Below are 1125 nucleotides of genomic sequence, written 5' to 3' on the forward strand. Positions count from 1 at the left end.
ATTAAAAACAATGTTTCTGTTTCAAAATCTGGTAAACCTGTACGCTCTTTCAGTCGTTCAGATTTTGACAAACTAGCTAAAGCATTTTTAAACACAGTTGATTATGAAATCGAAACTGTTTCTCTTAAAGATGGAGAAGTTGTAACTAAGAAAATTGAACCTGTAAAAGCATTACGTGGAATGATTCAACGCATTCTTCTTGATTTTGGTGTAGACAAGCAAGAAGCTGCTCGTATTATGGATACTGCATATGAAATCCGTAATGTTGATGGTATTTATGAGCTTTGCTCCGAATTAATCTACAAATATCTTGAAGCTGGTAAGAAATTTGATTTTATTACAAAGAAAGATTTCGTAGGTTCACTAACTCTTAAAGAGGTTGGTGATTCTGTAACTGAGCATAAAGATATTCGCACAGGAGATAAAATTAAAGTTGAGAAGAAAGCACATAAAATTCTTGACAAAAAATCTAAAACTCCAAAATGGCTTAAAAAGCGCTTAAAATAATAAAACAATAAAATTCCAGTATGGTAGAGAAAATCTACCATACTGGAATTATTTTTTTATATTCGACTATTTTTTTCTTATAAAACATTAGATTAAATAGATATATGAAGGGAGTGAACTAGTTTATGGATAAATCAAAGACTAACATAAAAAGAACTACACCAAATAATAGATGGTTTAGGAACGTTGCAAGATCTTTAGGATTCACTACTACAGAGTTAGTTCAAGAACTTATGCCATCAGTAGGCGAATTTATTACAGAAAATAAAGAATATGTTAAAGATATTGCCAATGATATAAAAGACTTTAAGAGAAATTCATCTTCAATTAAAAAATACTTTGATACAAACCAACAATTTGGAATTGCTAAGACTGCTCTTAAAAACGCTATTGAAGATATAAAGACAGGTAATATTTATAACAAAGAACGAACAGAGAAGATTTTCGAAGATGAATTTGGTATGGATGATTTTTCATTTGATGATGGTGACTTTAGCTTCGATTCTAGTGATAGTGGATTTGATGATAATGAAAGTAACGAAACAAAGGAAATTAGACCTGTAGTAAAAATTACTAACGTTACACCTTCCATAAATGAAAACAGTCCTATCGTAAAGG

General features: G+C 30.1%; 2 protein-coding genes. Both read left to right on the forward strand.

What is annotated here, in order from left to right:
• Positions 1 to 507 (forward strand): hypothetical protein (locus tag ETC00_RS19285; RefSeq protein WP_171567676.1); only part of this gene is annotated, 507 nt, incomplete at its 5' end.
• Between the two features lie 125 nt (positions 508 to 632).
• Positions 633 to 1125 (forward strand): hypothetical protein (locus tag ETC00_RS19290; protein WP_171567677.1); only part of this gene is annotated, 493 nt, incomplete at its 3' end.

This window comes from Brevibacillus sp. MCWH, assembly GCF_013096935.1.
Taxonomy (GTDB): domain Bacteria; phylum Bacillota; class Bacilli; order Brevibacillales; family Brevibacillaceae; genus Brevibacillus; species Brevibacillus aydinogluensis.